Origin of the sequence: Thiorhodococcus fuscus (assembly GCF_042682685.1) — a bacterium.
Lineage (GTDB): Bacteria > Pseudomonadota > Gammaproteobacteria > Chromatiales > Chromatiaceae > Imhoffiella > Imhoffiella fuscus.
This window is the reverse complement of record NZ_JBHUHX010000039.1, coordinates 26,419-42,612: the sequence shown is the minus strand read 5'-3', so window position 1 is coordinate 42,612 and position 16,194 is coordinate 26,419. Positions and strand designations below refer to the sequence as shown.

Genomic DNA, 16,194 nt, shown 5'->3' with positions numbered 1-16,194 from the left:
CATTTGACACAGTGAGCGTCCATCAGCGCACCTCGATGCCAGGTCGCGGACGACTTAAAAACTAGGGTTATCGGCGTAGATGAGCATGTATCGACATTTGAGACATTCGTGATGCGAATACATTCACACCAGCGAGAGCCAAGAATCCACTCCTGGAGCGGCTCCTAAAAAATGTCGGCTCGGATCCGGTATTGCGCTCGACCGAGGCACCTGTCCTATGATGCAGGTCGAGCACCTAGATGATAGTGTAGGAATAGATAATCTTGGCCAGCAAGCTATGAATCTCAAGGATATACCGCTTGCGTAGCATGAGATTGCGCTTCGAGCAGGCCAACAATCGCCCGCGCAATCCTCCAGCCCCTCTCGAACATGGCCCAGAACCTGATTCATACGATTCTGGAACTGCATACGAATCAGCGAGGCCCCGATCGAAGCGTCCCGCTCAGCTGCCGAAGTTGGTTGGCACCTGCTATTGATGGCGTCGGTCGTCTGACGTAAGCCCGCCAGCACCTGCTCGACCCCGATCGCCCATAGGATTCACGTTGAATCTCGGCTCGAGAGACGCGGGGGGAGAGGAGCGGCCATCCGCCCCCTGTAGAAATGCGACGAGAAGAACAAACGCAAGCGCCCAGACAAGAACCCGAAGCATCGACCAGAGTAGCGCGGCAGAAGTTGCCCGCTCGGCTCGGGCTTTGCTGGTCGATCGACACGTGCCGCCGCTCCTTATGTATTCGTGCGATTCATCCGTCGATTCAACGCCCCGTAGATCGACACAGCAGCGTCACACCCCATGCCTTGATGCTAACCTGCACCTAAGATGCCCACAAGGCCACGATGTCTCTTCATTCGATCGTCCTGGCCACCGAGCGTTGAGCACAGGGGTGACGCATTGAGGCATCCTCAAACCAGCACCGCAGCACCCACGCAACGGACTCACTCTGTCTGCGCGAACGCACCGAGGAAGCGATCGAGGCTTTCTTGGAATAGGGACTGCTGGTCGCTCGACGCATCCTTGAAGGCGCTGTCCTGCTGGACGAGGTTACGCATGATCTGAGCAGCGGACTCTCGGACCTGATCGAGAAAATCGAGCGCCGGATTGGCAACGCTATCGTTCATATCGCGCCCCAGATTTGCAAGTCGCCTCGCTCCTTGGGTCTGCTCCGGATTGTCCATCTGCTGAGTCTGCTGGTAGCGCTGAGCGGCAGAATACTGTTCCGAGCGGCTCATCCGAAGGTTCATCGAAGACAACTGAGAACTGTCGAAGGAGACATCCGAAACCTGTTCAAAGGCCTTCTGCACGTCACCATTGTAGAAGTTCGACGCAACCTGACCGACATCCCGCACCAGATTCTGAATGGCCTCCAACTCATCCGCATTCAGATCGCCCTCGACGCTGAATCGATAACCGCTGCTCTCGCTCCGACTCAGATCCAGGGTCATCGCCTGATTGCCCTCACTGTCGGCAGCTGCGGCAACCGTGTTCTGAATGTCGAGGTTGCGGCTGAAGCTCACCTTGACGGTATCGCCCTCCCGGGTCTTGAGTTCGAGCGAGAAATCCTCGGCACGCTGATAGCGCTCCGCCATTGAGGCTCCAACGACCGACTCGGTCAGAGTTGGCGACTGCTGCGATACCTTCGAGGGATCCAGGTCGGCAAGGGCCTCGAAGGTCTTCTTCTCGGTATCGGCGACCTGAGTGGCGATATCGCCATTGAGCATCTTGAGATTCGACAGGATGTCCTTGGCCTCCTTGAACCCCTGCTCCACGCCCTTCATCGCGCTGTCGTACAAGGCCTGGACCTCTTCATCGGATTTTCCGCGCGCACGCGCGTTCTCCAACCCAACGGCGACGAATTTACTAATGCGGCCAGCGATTTTTTCCGGGCTGTAGTCGTTGGCGTCAAGTTTTTTGATGTCGCTGACATCCATACCGGGAATCTCGCGCGCAATACCGGACAGCGCCTTGTCCTGAAGGGTGGACAGGGCGCGACTGGAATTGGCGGATCCGCTCTGGGCATCCGAAGCAGCGGTGCTGGAATAGCTTTTGAGGCTGTAAGCACTCGACACCGACGAGGCTTGAGAACTGATATTGATCACGGCGAACTCCCTGGGCTGTGGGCACACCTGAAGATATCGGCCGAACCTTGCCGAGCTTGAGTGCCGCGAGTGTAAAAACAGCGTTGCGAACCGGGTTGCCGAACGCGATCAGGACGAGCGCCGCTCGATCGAAACCAATCGATGATTGTCGTCGACGGTGAGACAGAATTCGCCATGGATACCGTTGATCGAGACGAATTGGCGCAAATTCGATGCGGGGAACGACAGGTTGCGGCCATCGTGAGCCCGCACCACTACCCGACCGGCACTACCCTGGTAGTGACGCAGATATTCTGTGGGAGAGATTTGAAGTCTGAAGTAGAAGCGCTGCATGGATCGGAAAAGGCTACATGAATCGACCCCGCCGACTCTCCGAACATACAGGATGAACCGGACCGCGCAGCGGCGTTCGGATACATCCGATCGGTCACGCGTCCGATATCAATCCCAGCACAACCGGATCAGGACGACAGGATGCCGCGAATCGCACCGGTGGCACAAGGTGAGCCTCCCGCCACACGATCGCCATGACGGGATGGCTCGCCGAACGGAATCGTCGAGACCGTTTGTTCAGTTGAGATCGTTGAGAAACTCGACACCCACCATATGCTGCGACTCTCCTTGACTGACCCGAGCGACTCGCGCCGGACGTCGCAGGGGATCGATGCGCTCGCTGGGACTGCGGACCAGAATTTCCAGCTCTTCGCCGGGATCGAGGATCTTATCCGTATAGAAGGCGCAACCCGAAGCGCTCAGATTGATCAACTTGGCGGCAATCACCTGCCCCGAGGTTAGCCGCGTGATCGAGACCTCCGTCTCGGCGACTAAACGCATGAAATCGCGACGTTCGTCATCTAGTAGCATCTTCATCTCCCAGTGGATTGGATTATAAGCCGCGCTATTGGATCCAGATCGACAGCATAACCTCGACATGCGCCATGTTCGACCTCCCCCCAGGCCTCGACACAGGCCCATCCGAGAACACTCAGCGCCGTGGCGCAGCGCCCCGATCGGGCTCCGAATCCTGGTCGGGTTCGGCATCCGGCACGCGACGCGGATCGACCTCATCTTCGTCGAGCAGAATACGCCGCGCGTCACCCTCAAAGTCGTCGAACTGACCGCTGCGCGCCGCCCAGAAAAGCACCGCTACAGCCGCCAGCCCCAGGAGCAGCATACCGGGAATCAGCCCATAGATGACATCCATCATGCCTCCAACGATCAGCTCGACTCGGCACGAATGCGCGCCGAGTTTCCGATCACGGCAAGCGAGCTCAAGGGCATGGACACCGCCGCGATCAGAGGGGTCACGATGCCGGCCATGGCCAATGGCACCATGACCAGATTGTAAAGAATGGAAATGCCGATGTTCTGACGAATGGTGCGCAGGGTGCGTCGCGAGAGTTCGACGGCCTCGACCACGCGATCGAGTTCGCTCGACATGAGCACGATATCCGCACTGGCGATGGAGACATCGGTTCCGCTGCCCATGGCGATACCAACGTCGGCGCGCACCAGGGCCGGCGCATCGTTGACCCCATCTCCGATCATGGCAACCGCGTGCCCCTGGCGCTGCAGATCGGCGACGACCGCATCCTTGTCCCCCGGCAGTACCTCAGAGACGGCGATCATACCTCCGAGCTGTGCCGCAACGCGCTCGGCAACCTCGCGCCGATCGCCGGTCAGCAGAATCGTCTCCAGCCCCTTGTCACGCATCTCCCCAATGAGGGCACGCGCGTCGGCGCGCAGCCTGTCCCTGATCCGCAAACGCAAGACCTCCCGCCCGTCGAGCGCGCAATGGACCAGTCCATCGATCTCGGAATCCGGTTCGGATACCGCCGCAATGGAGACGCCATTGCGCACGAGCCATTCCCGGTTTCCGATCACCAGGCTCTCGCCCTCGACACGCCCCCGAATCCCCATGCCTGGCGCAACCTCCACATTCTCCACGCGAGCGCCAGAGCAATCGATTTCGGCGCACGTGCAGAAATCACAGATGGCCAATGCGACGGGATGCTCGGAAAGGCGCTCCAGCGCACCGCAACGGGCCAGAACGACGCGCTCGGACTCGGTCAAGCGAGCGACGTCCGAGCACCAGTCGCCACCGGGCCGCGACCAACCGACCAGGGCCGGGCGTCCCTCGGTGAGGGTTCCCGTCTTGTCGAAGACGAAGTGACTGATCTCCGAGAGCCGTTCGAGCACGGCGCCATTCTTGATGAGAATGCCGCGCGCGGCACCCCGACCCGAGGCCACGGCGACAGCCATGGGCGTCGCCATGCCAAAGGCGCATGGACAGCTGATGATGAGCACCGAGGTCGCGGCCATCAGGGCCTGCTCGACGTTCTTGCCGAACCAGAAAACGAAGGTGACAGTCGCAAGCGCCAATGTGACGGCAACGAACCAGGGCACGATCCGATCGGCCAAACGCTGAATGGGCGCGCGACTGGACTGCGCCTCCTCGACCAGCTGGATGATGCGCCCGAGCGCCGTCTCGCGCAGCAAGGCGGAGATGCGGATCTCCAGCACTCCCGCTCCGTTGATCGTCCCGGCGGCAACCCGATCGCCAACCGATTTGGACACCGAACGCGATTCACCGGTCAGCATGGATTCATCGACGCCACTGTGGCCGGAGACCACCTCCCCATCGACCGGAACCCGCTCTCCGGGCCGGACCAAAACCCGCTCGCCGATCCTGAGCGAGCGGATCGGCACCACCACCTCCTGCCCCTCATCGAGACGGGTCGCGACCTTGGGCTGCAGATCGAACAAACGCTGGGTGGATGCGACCGCGCGCCGTCGCGAGATGGCCTCCAGATAACGCCCAACCAGGATCACAAAGAGAAAGTTCACCACCGTGTCCCAGTAGACGGCACCGGTTTCGGAACCACCGAGCGTCACGTAGAGCGAATAGCCATAGGTCGCACTGACCCCGATGGCGATCGGCAGATCCATGCCGAGACGTCCGTTCTTCAATCCAGACCAAGCCCCCTTGAAAAAGGGCGATCCCGAGTAGACCAAGGTCGGTGTCGCCAGGATGAAGCCGATCCAGTGGAAGAGATCCCGGAACTCGCCACGATCCGCTCCGCTATAGAGCGCGATCGAGATCCACAACAGGTTCATCATGGCGAAACCGGCCCAGGCGAGACGGTACAAGAGCGCACGGTTCTCGCGACCGATGGCATCCTCGGCCGAGGCCGGGTCGAAGGGGGTGGCGCGATAACCGATGTCGCTCAGACGACGCAGAATCCGCGACAGCGGCAGACGCGCATTGTCCCAGCGCACGCGCAGACGCCGACCTGTCAGGTTGACCCGCGCCTCCTCGACGCCCGGCAATCCCTGCACGCCCCGCTCGATCAGCCAAACGCAAGCGGCGCAGTGGATGCCTTCGACCAGCAAATTGATCTCGCGCCCCTCGCAAGAGACGTCGGTGAATTCCTCTTGAACGACGTCCAGGTCGAAAAGCGAGAGATCCTTTGGCGGATCGGGTGGCGGCCCCAGCATCTCGCCATCCGGCGTGCGGCGATAGAAGCCTTCGAGCCCGGCTGCATGAATCGCCTCGCACACGGATTTGCAGCCGGAGCAGCAGAAATGACGCTCATCCCCGGCGATACGCGCACTCGCCGCTCGGGTCCTTGGATCGAGCGGCAAACCACAGTGGTAACAGCGACCGACCTCGACCGACGACGGGCTCGGTTGGAGCTCCGATTCGACTAAGACGACGGCCTGGTCGGACACGAATCAACGTCCGCCGACGTTCACGCGCTCGCTCAGGCTGTACTCGTCCTCACCGGATCGAACCGCGATCAGCGTGTCCCAGACCCCGACGAGCGGGAAACCGGCCCGCGCCACATAGCGACCCTGACCCTCGCGAGTCATGGGCAGCATGAAATCACGCGCCGCATCGGACGGACGATAGGCATAGAAGGTCACAGATTCCGGGTCCAGCGGCTGCCCCGCCTTGTCGACCAGGAAGAAACGGATGGCTTGTGGCTCGTCGACACGCAAATCCGCCGGAATGTCGGATTGCATGGTCCAGCTAGGATGACGCGCCCGGCGTGACAGGAGCGTCTTTTCGTAGTCCTGTCCGCGCTCGTAGTAATCGGCGTTGACCAGTCCGGGATTCGTCGCGAACGCCAGATAGACCATCACCAGATTAACGCCGAGCACCGTCGCCAATAGGCCGATCCAGCCAATGACCCAGGGGTTGCGGAAGGGCGTCGTATCGGTCGACGGCGTATGGGTGGTCATTGGAGCCCCCGTGAATGGATGGGAATCGATGGATGAGGATCAGCGATTCGGACCGATGAAGACGCTCTCGCGTTCGGTCTCGATCGTCTGCCCGGAAGGAAGCTGCGTCTCGGCATGGAACAGGATGGGCTGCTGCACCTCGGCCAGGTCCCGGCGCGGGATCTTGACGAACAGCCTAGCCGGCGTGACGTTTCCGGGATCGGCCATGATCGGCATGTCCGCGCCCACGAGTGTCATCCGATCATGACCCGATACGCTGAGCGTGACCGCAATCGGCTCAGGGGTCTTGTTGAGCACCTTGAGCGTGTAGGCGTTCTGGATCGAACCGTCGCTCTGCAGCACGAACAGCGGCGCGCGCTCATGCAGTACCTTGAGCTCGATGGGTGCGAGCGAGGTCAAGCCATAGAGAATCCCGCCAAGCGCCAGCGCCAGAATGCCGGAATAGACCCAGACCCGCGCCCGAAGCAGCAGGGGCTTGGTCGAACGCCCTTCCAACTCGTCGAGCGAGGCATAACGGATCAGACCGCGCGGACGCCCGACCTTGTCCATGACGTGATTGCAGGCATCGATACAGAGCGCACAGGTGATACAGCCCTCCTGCTGGCCCTGACGAATGTCGATCCCCGTCGGACAGACCGCGACGCACTGGTTGCAATCGACGCAGTCCCCAACGGCCTTTGCCTCCTCGACGCGCCGGCCCCGTCCCCTCGGCTCCCCGCGCTGCTCGTCGTAGGCGGGAACGACGGTGGTTCTGTCGAGCATCACTCCCTGGATGCGTGCATAGGGACAGAGCCAGAAACAGGTCTGTTCGCGCAGAAAACCGGCCAACACGTAGGTTCCGGCGGTGAAAAGCGCCACCGTGGCATAGGCCGCACCATTCGCTTCGCCGACGAAAAAGGTCCGCCAGAGCACGAAGGCATCGGTGAACCAGGCAACGAAACTGAAGCCGGTCAGAAAGCCGATGAGCATCCAGAGGCCATGTTTGATCGCCTTGATCCGCAGCTTGTCGAGGGTCATCGGCGCCTTGTCGAGCGTGCGCCGAGCCGCCGGAGGGCCTTCGAGGCGCTCCTCGATCCAGGTGAACACATCCGTCCACACCGTCTGGAAGCAGAAAAAGCCGCACCAGGCCCGTCCAACCAAGGCGGTGACGACCGCGAGCAGGATCGCGAAGAAGAGCAGCAACAGCGACAGCATCCAGAAGTCCTGAGGCAGGACCGTCGTGGAAAAGAGATGGTATTGCCGATTCGGGATGTCGAACAGCACGGCCTGCTGGCCATTCCAGCGCAGATAGGGACCAAGGAAGTAGATCAACCACACCGAAGCCATGAGCCATTTGAAGCGACGCCAGGGTCCCGAAAGACGCTTGGCATGGATCGTCTCTCCGCCGGCATTGACATGCCAATCGTCCGCCTCGCGATAGAGCGCGTCGACGACGGATGGGGCGGAGACCTCTTGCTTACGCATCGACTTGACTTCCCCACTGCTGGATCAACGGGTTCAAACAGACCCTACTCTCAAACCTTACGGCGACAAAAAGGGGGATTCGAGCATCCCCCTAGCGACACCATGACTCGTCTCGTGTCTCGCCTCATGTCATCCGTCTTGGTCGCGACGAGAATCCGCGTCGCGGTTCATCAACTCGACGACCTTGAAGCCAAGGAAGACAGCGATCCCGATGGCCACCAAGACACCCGCGATGGACATTAGGGTCACCAGGTCCCAAGTCAAGAATCCACCCATCATCTCCCCCTCCTCGCGCATGCTGTCATGACGAACCCTCACGAGCGTGGGGCAAGCGATGAGCCGCCCCACGACGAAACGAGACAAAACACCTCAACCGCCGGAAATCATTTCCCCCCACCCAGCTCATGGACATAGACGACGAGCTTCTTGATCTCCTCATCGGAAAGCTTGCCGACGGAGGCGAACGCGGGCATCACCGCATTGCGGGTCTCGGGCACGCCCGGCTGGTTCACGCCATACATGATGGTGTGCTTGGCGCTCTCGAAACCGCCCGGCTCGAAGCGCCAGATACCGTCGGTGAGATTGGCTGCACCCACGGTGACCACATCGCCATTGGGCAACTCGGCCAAGACACCGTTCGCCGCCTGACCATGACAGGCGGTACAGCCCTTGGTCCTGAACAAGGCCCATCCCGCTTCGCTGCCGCCCTTCCCGGCGGTCTCGCTCATCTGCACCACCCAGTGAGCGAGCGTATCCACCTCATCCGGCTTGAGGATGCTCTGATGTGCGGTCATCGCACCCTGACGGCCTCCGCTAATGCTCTGGGCAATCTTGGCCGTGGTCCCGCCATAGAGCCAGTCGTCGTCTGCAAGCACCGGATAGCCCGGATTGCCCTGCCCACCGCTGCCATGGCAGGCGGAACAGTTGTCGCCGAAGAGCACCTTGGCCGAGGCCAGGGTGTACTGGGTCAGGCCGGGATCGGCGATGATCTCGTCGGCGGTCATGCCCTTGATCTCGTCCTCGAACTCGGCGCGCTTGGCCGCGACCTGTTCCAGGCCCCGCTTGTACTCCTTCATCTGGGTCCAGCCCAGAATACCCTGCGTCGGCTCCTGCCCGACCGGCCAGGAAGGGTAGAGGATGGTGTAACCGACGACCCAGAGAATCGAGGCCCAGAGCCCGATCATCCACCAGCGTGGTGGCAAATTCTTGAGTTCGCGCAGATTGTCGTCCCAGATGTGCCCCGTGTTGTTTTCGCCCGGAAAGGGATTATGGTCCGCCATCGTTGTCTCCGTTGTTCTCGCGGTCCTCGTCGAACAGGATGTGCTTCTTGGATTCGAGCCGCTCCCGATTCTTCGGACGAAAGACCTGAAAATAGGCCACGAGCATGAGCAGGAAGATAACAACCGTCAGAATGGTGCCGACCCAGTCGTTGAGCGTCATCGCCTGCCAGTCGGTCTCGAAGTAGCTAGCCAGACTATTCACGGTAGGCCTTCGAATCATCAAGCTTGACCATGGTGCCCAAGACCTGGAGATAGGCGACGAGCGCGTCCATCTCGGTCTTGCCGTCGAGCAAGGCCGGAGCGGCCTCGATGTCGGCATCGGCGTAAGGCACACCGACCAGGCGCAGCCCCTTCATATGGCGCCTGACACTCTTTCCATTGACGTAGGAGTGATCGAGCCACGGATAGCCCGGCATCACGGATTCCGGAACCAGCGCGCGCGGGTCACGGAGATGTTGACGGTGCCACTCGTCCGAATATTTGCCGCCGACCCGCGCCAGATCAGGCCCAGTGCGCTTGGAGCCCCATTGGAACGGATGGTCGAAGATGGACTCGGAGGCGAGCGAATAATGGCCATAGCGCTCCTTCTCGTCGCGGAAGGGGCGAATCATCTGCGAGTGACAGAGATAGCAGCCCTCGCGCTGGAAGATGTCGCGCCCGGCCAGTTCCACCGCCGTATAGGGGCGCACACCATCCCCCGTCTGCCAGTTCCATTGAGTCTTTCCCGCTTCATCGATCGCAACGATCGGCTCCTTGCCGGACTTGCCCCAGACGATCTCGGGGAACTTGGTGTGCTCCAAGGTGTTCTTCATGAAGAAGAGCGGCACGATCTCGACCAGCCCACCGATGGAGAGCACGAACCCGAGAACGATCAAAAGGGCCCAGATGTTGATTTCCATCCATTCCTGGAAAGACTTTGGCTTCACCTTTGCGTCAGACATGGCTACGACTCCTTGCGGATCAGGCGGCGACAGGAACGGCCCGGGCATTGGCCAGGCTGCCCGAAACGACGGATTTACGGATGGTCATGAGCACGTTGAAGAGCATCACGACGGCGCCCAGCAAGAAGATCATCCCGCCGATCGCGCGCATCGCATAATAGGGATGCATGGCGTCAACCGACTCGACGAAGGTGTAGGCCAGGGTGCCGTATTCGTCGTAGGCACGCCACATGAGGCCCTGCATGATCCCCGATACCCACATGGCCACGATGTAGATGACAGTACCGATGGTCGCGGTCCAAAAATGGAAATTGATGAGTCGCACCGAGAACATCTCGGTGTGATAGAGACGAGTCATCAGATGGTAGATGGCGCCGATCGAAATGCCGGCCACCCAGCCCAAGGCACCCGAATGGACGTGACCGATCGTCCAGTCCGTGTAGTGCGAGAGCGCGTTGACGGTCTTGAGCGACATGACAGGCCCCTCGAAAGTCGACATGGCGTAGAAGGCCAAGGCGATGATGAGGAAGCGCAGGACATAGTCGGTGCGCAGGCGGTCCCAGGCCCCGGACAGCGTCATCATGCCGTTCACCGCGCCGCCCCAGGAGGGAATGATCATGGCGATGGAAACGGCCGCGCCGAGCGAGCCGGTCCAATCTGGAAGCGCGGTGTACTGGAGATGGTGGGCACCGAGCCAGACGTAGCCGAACATGAGCGCCCAGAAATGGATGACCGACAGACGGTAGGAATAAATGGGACGCCCCGCCTGCTTGGGCACGAAGTAATACATGATCCCGAGGAAGCCGGCGGTCAGATAGAAACCCACCGCGTTGTGTCCCCACCACCACTGGATCATGGCGTCCTGCACACCGGAGAAGATCGAATAGGATTTGAAGAGTCCGACAGGGATCGCCAGGCTATTGACCACGTGCAGATAGACGATCATCACCATCATTCCCAGGAAGAACCAATTCGACACATAGATGTGCGAGGTCTTGCGGATCGCGATGGTCATGATGAAATTGATGGTGAAGGACAGCCAGACGACCGCGATCAGGATATCGATCGGCCACTCCAACTCGGCGTATTCCTTGGACTGGGTGAGTCCGAATGGAAGGGTCAGCACCGCGAGAACGATCACCGCATTCCACCCCCAAAAGGTGAAACGCGCCCATTTGTCGCTCCACAACCGTACCCCACAGGTCCGCTGCACGGTGTAGAAGGCGGTCGCCATGAGAGTACAGCCGCCGAAGGCGAAGATGACGGCATTGGTATGGACTGGGCGCAGGCGCCCGAAGGAGATGTAGGGGCTATCGAAATTCAGGAACGGCCAGGCCAGCTCCGACGCGATGTAGACCCCGACCGCTGCGCCTACCACCAGGTAGACCACGGCCATCACAGTGAACCAGCGTACAATTTCGAAATTGTACTTCTGCTCCAAACTGGCTTGCATAGACCCCTCCCAAGGAAACACGGGGAAACGACGACGTTTTCGAGGCCATCCAGCCGCATGACTGCATGCCTCGGTCCTTGGACTCCGAGGAGCCCATATCACGGGAACCCTAACCAGCGTCAACACCAGACGCTATATCGATACGGCCTATGACACGGCCGCGCCCAACCGAGAGCGATGCCAAATCAGGGGAAAATATCGGATATGTGTAGACTGCGCGGGAGAGATCAAGTCAGACATCTTCAAGGGCAGCGCCGATCGCTCACTTGAAGAACGAATCGACCGAAAACCCTTCTTTTTCTAGGATATCGCGCAAGCGTCTCAACGCATCCATTTGGATCTGACGCACGCGCTCGCGGGTGACGCCAAGCTCCTGAGCCACGCTTTCGAGTGTCGAATATTCGTAGCCGTGCAGACCGAAACGCCGCTCGACGACCTCGCGCTGCTTGTCATTGAGCTTCCCCAACCAATGTTCGAGATTGGTTTGGATGTCGTCGTCCTGAATGCGGTCCGAGGGATCGTTGGCCGCCTCGTCCTGCAGCATGTCGACCAGAGGCTTATCGGCGTCCTTGCTGTAAGGCGTATCGACCGAAGCAATGCGCTCGTTCAGCCCGAGCATGCGCTTGACGTCACCGATCGGCTTGTCGAGCAGACCCGCGATATCCTCGGTCGTCGGCTCGTGATCGAGTTGCTGGGCGAGCTTGCGAGCCGCCTTGAGATAGACGTTGATTTCCTTGACGACATGGATGGGCAGACGAACCGTGCGGGTCTGATTCATAATGGCCCGCTCGATGGTCTGGCGGATCCACCAGGTGGCGTAGGTCGAGAAACGAAAGCCTCGCTCCGGATCGAACTTCTCCACCGCCCGAATCAGGCCCAGGTTGCCCTCCTCGATCAGGTCGAGCAACGGCAGCCCGCGGTTGAGATAGCGCCGCGCGATCTTCACGACCAGCCGCAGATTGCTGACGATCATGCGCTGACGGGCTGCATTGTCGCCCGACTGTGCCAGACGAGAGAAGTAGACCTCCTCCTCTGCGCTCAGGAGCTTGGATACGCCGATCTCGTTGAGATAGAGACGTGTCGCGTCGAAGTCGCTCTCGCTAGAGGCATACCGCTCGGTCGAAATCTCGCTCTCATCCTTGTCATCGATCGGCTCGCTGCTCGCCGAATCGATCTCCTCGGCATCCTCCGTCTCGATCGAATCCGAGTCCTCGCGAAGCAAGAGCAAGGACTCGCTGTCGATCTCCGCCGAACGTTCGTTGACCTCGCGATCTTTAGCGATGGGCATAATCCCTCTCTCTCCATTATGCCGGTCAGCTCAGTCGCGCTGCGGCAGGTAGAGTACGGGGTCGACCGCCGTTCCATTGCGGCGAACCTCGAAGTGCAACAGGTATCGGCCCTCGGCCCCCTGCCCGACCTCCGCCACCGCCTGCCCACGTTTGACGCGATCCCCCTCCACCACCAGCAGCCGGCGATTGAAGCCATAGGCGCTCAAATACTTATCGTTATGTTTGATGATGATAAGGTTGCCGTAACCTTTGAGTCCACCACCGCTATAGGCCACTTGGCCGTCTGCCGAAGCCCGCACGATATCTCCTGGAGAGCCGCCGATACGGATCCCCGAATGCGTGCGATCTCCCTCCCTGAAGGTCTGGACCAAGGGGCCATCAAGCGGCCAGGACCAGCCCACCCCCGAAGGGGCTCGACGGCTTCCGGCGCCTTCGCGACCGCCGCGTCCAGCAGTCTGCCCCTCCCCTTGCCGAGACACCGGTTGGCGAGATTCCGAAGGCGTTGGCGTCGCCGCCGCCCTCGAAGCAACAGTGGCCGCCGGACGACGCACAGGCGTCTTTCCAGGAGGCGCGGTTCTCAGCAGGGTGTCCGCATAGATAGTGTATGGAGGCTTGAGACGGTTCCACTTCGCAAGCCTGCGCGAGCTGATGCCGAGCCGCTCCGCGACCACGCTCAAACTGTCGCCTCGCCGCACGAGGTAGAAGCCATCCGGCACCGGCCCCTCCCAGTTCCAGCCGTAGACCGGAGCCGGTCTGCTGGAGGCGCAGCCCTCGACGAGGAGTACGGCCACCAGCATCGATAACACGGCCAACACAGCAACCCACACACGACTCGACAACCAAGATGGGGACCGAAACGGTCGGAACAAGATCGAATCGAGCGTCGAATCCAGGTCTTTATCCAGCATGCCTTCTCCCGCATGACAGGCGTTCACCGGGCAGCGCACAATTCGCCCGCCTCACGCCATCAGGCGATCCCGGACAACAAGGGAACGAAACTGACCGAATCCAATACCTCTTGCTCGAACCCATCGGCGCCACGAACCACCCGCACCAGCATCTGCTGACTCCCCTCGCCGACCGGCATCACCATCACCCCTCCGGGCGCGAGCTGCTCGGCGAGCATCCGGGGTACGCCGCGCGGCGCAGCCGTCACCATGATCCCCTGAAAGGGTGCGTACTCGCGCCAACCCTCGGCCCCGTCGCCATGGCGAAAACGGATGTTGCGCATCTTGAGTTCGCCGAGCCGCCGCTGGGCGCGTTCGAGCAGTTCGCACACCCGCTCGACGCTGTAGACCCGCCGAACCAGAGAGGCCAGCACCGCCGTCTGAAAACCGGACCCGGTGCCAACCTCAAGCACCGTATCCGGCCGACAGCGCTCGAACAGCGCCTGCGTCATGAGGGCGACCGTATAGGGCTGCGAGATGGTCTGGCCACGACCGATCGGCAGGGCCGAATCCTCGTAGGCGCGACTGGCCAATGCCTCGTCGACGAACAGATGACGCGGCAGATGGCGCATCACCTGCAGCACCTCTTGCGACTGGATCCCGGCATCGGACAGACGTCGAATCAAACGCTCGCGTGTGCGGCGCGAGGTCATGCCAATGCCCGATTCGATCGGGTCTGCCATCAGTTGCATGATGTCAGCCAGCAGCCAAGCGATTCGAGCGCGGAATGTCGGGTCAGATCCACCTGCAAAGGCGTAATGGAGACGTATCCGTTGCGGATGGCATGAAAATCGGTATCCGGCCCCGCGTCTTGCTCGGGTCCGGCGGGACCAACCCAATAGATGGCCCTGCCCCTCGGATCCTGAGAGGCGATGACCGGCTCGGCCTTGTGACGATGCCCGAGTCGAGTCGCCTTGAATCCCGCGAGTTCGGCATAGGGGAGATCCGGCACGTTCACATTGAGGATGATGCTCGATTCGAGCGGCGACTCACGCAGTCGCGACACCAACTCGACGGCCACACGCGCCGCCGTGTCCAGATGGCGAGGCTCGTGGGCCGCGATCGACACAGCCATTGAGGGTAGGCCCAGAAAACGCCCCTCGGTCGCCGCCGCGACCGTACCCGAATAGATCACGTCGTCGCCCAGATTGGGACCATGATTGATGCCGGAAACCACGATATCCGGGTCGGACTCGGCCAACCCGGTGAGCGCCAGATGCACGCAGTCGGTCGGGGTTCCATCGACACGGATATAGCCGTTGGCCATCCGCTTGGCCCGCAGCGGAAACTCCAGGGTGAGCGAATTGCTGGCACCGCTTCGGTCACGTTCGGGCGCCACGACCAGCACCTCACCCAATTGACCGAGCGCGCCGGCGAGGGCGATCAATCCTGGCGACTGATAGCCATCGTCGTTGCTGACGAGGATCTTCATGAAGTTACGGTTGCCCCTATGTGGCTGACGCTTGGATCGCTGAAGGCATACGGGTGACCCGATGAGCCGAGCACATCCTGACCCGATAACGGGGATGCTGGGATGCCGGGAACCGGCCATCCCGACCACAGCGACGGTGAAGCACCGAGATCATACCCAAAAGCATGGCGACCGACACCCTCGCCGCGACGCCCGGAGCCCAACACACGAGCCGCCCGCCAAACCCAGGCGACTCGTGCGCGCTGAAACTCCGCCTCGCCCCCCGATTGAACCTCGATCCCCCGAGGGCGTCTCATGCGAGGACGCCCTCGACTCGACGACCGACACGGGGCTCAAGACCCGATACACGCTGATATACTGGCCGCCACGCGCACCGCCCCCAGCCATCACCCGAGCCGCCATCTCGCACCACGACATGAAGAAACAGATCCAAGAATCCGAGCTGGAATTGTTTCGAGGAGAGATGCGGGATGTTTCGCGCCTGACTCGGGAAACCGCCGAGCCTTACCGCCAGAGGCCGCCGCCCCGGCCGCGCCCGCGCGAGTCCGCGCTCCCCGACGAGGACGGCATCGCCGGCCTGTCGGAATCGGAGATCGAGACGCCGGAGTACCTCCTGTTCGCGCGGCCCGGAATTCAGCGACGCCTGCTCGCCGACCTTCAACGCGGCGCGATCGAGATCGGACTGGAGGTCGACATGCACGGCCTCCAGTCCGAGCACGCCCGGCAACTGCTCGGCGAATTCCTGAGCGAATGCCGCCACCGCCGCGTGCGCTGCGCACGGATCATCCACGGCAAGGGACATCGGTCGTCGGACCGCCAACCCGTGCTCAAGGGCAAGATCAACTACTGGCTGCGGCTCTACGACCAGGTGCTGGCCTTCTGCTCGACGCCCCAGCGCGACGGCGGCACCGGCGCCGTCTATGTGTTGTTACGCAACCCCGACAAGGCCAACAAGGGAGCACGCCGCTGATTACCTCACCGATCACCTCATTCTTCGCACAACCGAGAGCCACAGCCGCCAAGCAGCGCGGCCTCGTCGCTCTGCTCGC

Annotated in this window: 17 protein-coding genes; 1 reads left to right on the top strand and 16 read right to left on the bottom strand. The window is 61.2% G+C overall.

The features are described from left to right. Positions 1–933: 933 nt before the first annotated feature. From ACFSJC_RS13790 to surE, 16 genes are all read right to left on the bottom strand, one after another. Positions 934–2,094 (bottom strand): DUF5610 domain-containing protein, encoded by a 1,161-nt coding sequence (locus ACFSJC_RS13790; protein ID WP_386027542.1) that lies wholly within the window; start codon positions 2,092–2,094, stop codon positions 934–936. Positions 2,095–2,202: 108 nt separating this feature from the next. Further along, positions 2,203–2,427 carry a DUF2835 domain-containing protein gene (locus ACFSJC_RS13785; protein WP_386027541.1) on the bottom strand — a complete coding sequence of 75 codons (225 nt, stop codon included), beginning with the start codon at positions 2,425–2,427 and terminating at the stop codon, positions 2,203–2,205. 237 nt (positions 2,428–2,664) lie between these two features. Continuing rightward, positions 2,665–2,958, bottom strand: coding sequence for a PilZ domain-containing protein (locus ACFSJC_RS13780; protein ID WP_386027540.1), 294 nt, complete (start codon positions 2,956–2,958; stop codon positions 2,665–2,667). A gap of 121 nt (positions 2,959–3,079) precedes the next feature. Then, complete coding sequence (gene ccoS / locus ACFSJC_RS13775; RefSeq protein WP_386027539.1) at positions 3,080–3,298, bottom strand: cbb3-type cytochrome oxidase assembly protein CcoS; 219 nt, start codon at positions 3,296–3,298, stop codon at positions 3,080–3,082. Positions 3,299–3,312: 14 nt separating this feature from the next. Beyond that, positions 3,313–5,826: a heavy metal translocating P-type ATPase gene (locus tag ACFSJC_RS13770; protein WP_386027538.1), complete on the bottom strand. Its 2,514-nt coding sequence runs from the start codon at positions 5,824–5,826 to the stop codon at positions 3,313–3,315. A 3-nt stretch (positions 5,827–5,829) separates the two neighbouring features. Further along, positions 5,830–6,339: a FixH family protein gene (locus ACFSJC_RS13765; RefSeq protein ID WP_386027537.1), complete on the bottom strand. Its 510-nt coding sequence runs from the start codon at positions 6,337–6,339 to the stop codon at positions 5,830–5,832. 39 nt (positions 6,340–6,378) lie between these two features. Then, positions 6,379–7,803 carry a cytochrome c oxidase accessory protein CcoG gene (gene ccoG / locus ACFSJC_RS13760; protein WP_386027536.1) on the bottom strand — a complete coding sequence of 475 codons (1,425 nt, stop codon included), beginning with the start codon at positions 7,801–7,803 and terminating at the stop codon, positions 6,379–6,381. Between the two features lie 129 nt (positions 7,804–7,932). Further along, positions 7,933–8,082, bottom strand: coding sequence for a hypothetical protein (locus tag ACFSJC_RS13755; RefSeq protein WP_386027535.1), 150 nt, complete (start codon positions 8,080–8,082; stop codon positions 7,933–7,935). 104 nt (positions 8,083–8,186) lie between these two features. Further along, positions 8,187–9,083: a cytochrome-c oxidase, cbb3-type subunit III gene (ccoP, locus tag ACFSJC_RS13750; RefSeq protein WP_386027534.1), complete on the bottom strand. Its 897-nt coding sequence runs from the start codon at positions 9,081–9,083 to the stop codon at positions 8,187–8,189. After that, positions 9,070–9,285, bottom strand: coding sequence for a cbb3-type cytochrome c oxidase subunit 3 (locus tag ACFSJC_RS13745; RefSeq protein ID WP_386027532.1), 216 nt, complete (start codon positions 9,283–9,285; stop codon positions 9,070–9,072). Before ACFSJC_RS13745 ends, ccoP begins: the two co-directional genes overlap by 14 nt. Next, positions 9,278–10,024 (bottom strand): cytochrome-c oxidase, cbb3-type subunit II, encoded by a 747-nt coding sequence (gene ccoO / locus ACFSJC_RS13740; protein WP_386027530.1) that lies wholly within the window; start codon positions 10,022–10,024, stop codon positions 9,278–9,280. Before ccoO ends, ACFSJC_RS13745 begins: the two co-directional genes overlap by 8 nt. A gap of 19 nt (positions 10,025–10,043) precedes the next feature. Continuing rightward, positions 10,044–11,477, bottom strand: coding sequence for a cytochrome-c oxidase, cbb3-type subunit I (ccoN, locus tag ACFSJC_RS13735; RefSeq protein ID WP_386027529.1), 1,434 nt, complete (start codon positions 11,475–11,477; stop codon positions 10,044–10,046). 262 nt (positions 11,478–11,739) lie between these two features. Then, a complete protein-coding gene (rpoS, locus tag ACFSJC_RS13730) occupies positions 11,740–12,765 on the bottom strand; it encodes an RNA polymerase sigma factor RpoS (RefSeq protein WP_386027527.1) in 1,026 nt (341 codons plus the stop codon). A gap of 30 nt (positions 12,766–12,795) precedes the next feature. Further along, positions 12,796–13,563 carry a peptidoglycan DD-metalloendopeptidase family protein gene (locus ACFSJC_RS13725; RefSeq protein WP_386027526.1) on the bottom strand — a complete coding sequence of 256 codons (768 nt, stop codon included), beginning with the start codon at positions 13,561–13,563 and terminating at the stop codon, positions 12,796–12,798. A 170-nt stretch (positions 13,564–13,733) separates the two neighbouring features. Continuing rightward, positions 13,734–14,405 (bottom strand): protein-L-isoaspartate(D-aspartate) O-methyltransferase, encoded by a 672-nt coding sequence (locus ACFSJC_RS13720; RefSeq protein WP_386027525.1) that lies wholly within the window; start codon positions 14,403–14,405, stop codon positions 13,734–13,736. Further along, on the bottom strand, positions 14,396–15,145 hold the full coding sequence (gene surE / locus ACFSJC_RS13715) for a 5'/3'-nucleotidase SurE (RefSeq protein ID WP_386027524.1): 750 nt from the start codon (positions 15,143–15,145) through the stop codon (positions 14,396–14,398). Before surE ends, ACFSJC_RS13720 begins: the two co-directional genes overlap by 10 nt. A 415-nt stretch (positions 15,146–15,560) precedes the next feature. Between surE and ACFSJC_RS13710 the strand changes: the two genes are divergently transcribed. After that, positions 15,561–16,115 (top strand): Smr/MutS family protein, encoded by a 555-nt coding sequence (locus ACFSJC_RS13710; RefSeq protein ID WP_386027523.1) that lies wholly within the window; start codon positions 15,561–15,563, stop codon positions 16,113–16,115. Positions 16,116–16,194: the final 79 nt, after the last annotated feature.

Excerpts from the sequence above, each read along its gene's own strand:
- ACFSJC_RS13780 (WP_386027540.1), bottom strand. The coding sequence starts at position 2,958 with ATGCTACTAGATGACGAACGTCGCGATTTCATGCGTTTAGTCGCCGAG.
- ACFSJC_RS13720 (WP_386027525.1), bottom strand. The coding sequence starts at position 14,405 with ATGCAACTGATGGCAGACCCGATCGAATCGGGCATTGGCATGACCTCG.
- ccoG (WP_386027536.1), bottom strand. The coding sequence starts at position 7,803 with ATGCGTAAGCAAGAGGTCTCCGCCCCATCCGTCGTCGACGCGCTCTAT.
- ccoS (WP_386027539.1), bottom strand. The coding sequence starts at position 3,298 with ATGGATGTCATCTATGGGCTGATTCCCGGTATGCTGCTCCTGGGGCTG.
- ccoN (WP_386027529.1), bottom strand. The coding sequence starts at position 11,477 with ATGCAAGCCAGTTTGGAGCAGAAGTACAATTTCGAAATTGTACGCTGG.
- ACFSJC_RS13710 (WP_386027523.1), top strand. The coding sequence starts at position 15,561 with ATGAAGAAACAGATCCAAGAATCCGAGCTGGAATTGTTTCGAGGAGAG.
- ACFSJC_RS13725 (WP_386027526.1), bottom strand. The coding sequence starts at position 13,563 with ATGCTGGTGGCCGTACTCCTCGTCGAGGGCTGCGCCTCCAGCAGACCG.
- ccoO (WP_386027530.1), bottom strand. The coding sequence starts at position 10,024 with ATGTCTGACGCAAAGGTGAAGCCAAAGTCTTTCCAGGAATGGATGGAA.
- ACFSJC_RS13755 (WP_386027535.1), bottom strand. The coding sequence starts at position 8,082 with ATGATGGGTGGATTCTTGACTTGGGACCTGGTGACCCTAATGTCCATC.
- ACFSJC_RS13765 (WP_386027537.1), bottom strand. The coding sequence starts at position 6,339 with ATGACCACCCATACGCCGTCGACCGATACGACGCCCTTCCGCAACCCC.
- rpoS (WP_386027527.1), bottom strand. The coding sequence starts at position 12,765 with ATGCCCATCGCTAAAGATCGCGAGGTCAACGAACGTTCGGCGGAGATC.
- surE (WP_386027524.1), bottom strand. The coding sequence starts at position 15,145 with ATGAAGATCCTCGTCAGCAACGACGATGGCTATCAGTCGCCAGGATTG.
- ccoP (WP_386027534.1), bottom strand. The coding sequence starts at position 9,083 with ATGGCGGACCATAATCCCTTTCCGGGCGAAAACAACACGGGGCACATC.
- ACFSJC_RS13785 (WP_386027541.1), bottom strand. The coding sequence starts at position 2,427 with ATGCAGCGCTTCTACTTCAGACTTCAAATCTCTCCCACAGAATATCTG.